At 62.2% G+C, this 1,143-nt stretch carries 1 protein-coding gene; it reads left to right on the forward strand.

The features are described from left to right. Positions 1-39: 39 nt before the first annotated feature. A partial coding sequence (locus U5771_RS35135) for an ISAs1 family transposase (RefSeq protein ID WP_322028174.1) occupies positions 40-1,143 on the forward strand: 1,104 nt, incomplete at its 3' end.

The following is a 1,143-nucleotide window of genomic DNA, read 5'->3' on the forward strand; positions in this document are numbered from 1 at the left end:
GAATCAAGCGTTTACTACTATCTTTTGCGGAGGCATCGGATGGAAGAGACGCAAGCCTTGAGCATCGAAGACGCGTTCGGCGAGTTGCGCGATCCGCGCAGCAGAACGCCTGCCCACGACTTGTCAGAGATGCTGGTCGTGGCGCTGTGCGCGATTCTGTCGGGAGCGGATAGCTGGGTGGCCATTCAGGTCTGGGGTGAAGAGAAACTGGAGTGGCTACGCGGCTACGTGCCGCTGCGCAACGGCATCCCGTCGCACGACACGTTTGGACGGGTGTTCGCGGCGCTCAACCCGCGTCAGTTCGAGGCATGCTTTGCGCGCTGGATGAGCGGTGCGTTTCCAACCTTGTCCGGCGAGGTCGTCGCGATCGATGGCAAGACGGTACGTGGCTCGCATCGCAATGGGGCGCGTGCCATCCACCTTGTGTCGGCCTTTGGAAGCGGCTTGGGCGTTGTACTGGGGCAAGTGCGCACGGCCGACAAGAGTAACGAGATCACGGCGATTCCGGAGCTGCTCGATGCGCTGCTACTCAAGGGCGCGATTGTGACGATCGACGCGATGGGCTGCCAGCAAGCGATTGCCCGGCAGCTCGTCACGAACGGTGCCGATTATGTGTTGGCGGTCAAGGAGAACCAGCCAACGCTGCTGGTGGAGATTCGCTCGACGCTCGAAGCCCTCGACCGACTCCAGTCCGAAGATCGATGGGACTGTTCGAGTGAATATCGGGAGATCGAGAAGGACCACGGCCGGATCGAAACGCGCCGTTGCCTGGTCAGTGACGTGATGAACACATGGCGCGCGGCCGCGCTCTGGCCGGGCATGCGTTCGATCGCGATGGTCGAGGCAACGCGCGAGATCGGCGACACGGTGACGGTCGAGCGCCGATATTACGTGACCAGCCTGCCCGCCGATGCAACGCGCATTGCACACGCCGTGCGCTCGCACTGGCGGATCGAGAACTCGATGCACTGGGTGCTCGACGTGGCGTTCGGCGAAGATCAATGCAGGGTGCGGGTCGAACATGCGGCGCAGAACTTTGCAATTCTGCGCCGCATCACGATGAACCTGCTGCGCAAGGACACGCAAACCAAGGCAGGCCTCAAAATCCGCCGGCTCAAGGCCGCCACTAGCGACATCTACCGC

It is taken from the genome of Burkholderia sp. BCC1977 (genome assembly GCF_905339595.1).
In the GTDB taxonomy this organism is placed as follows: domain Bacteria; phylum Pseudomonadota; class Gammaproteobacteria; order Burkholderiales; family Burkholderiaceae; genus Burkholderia.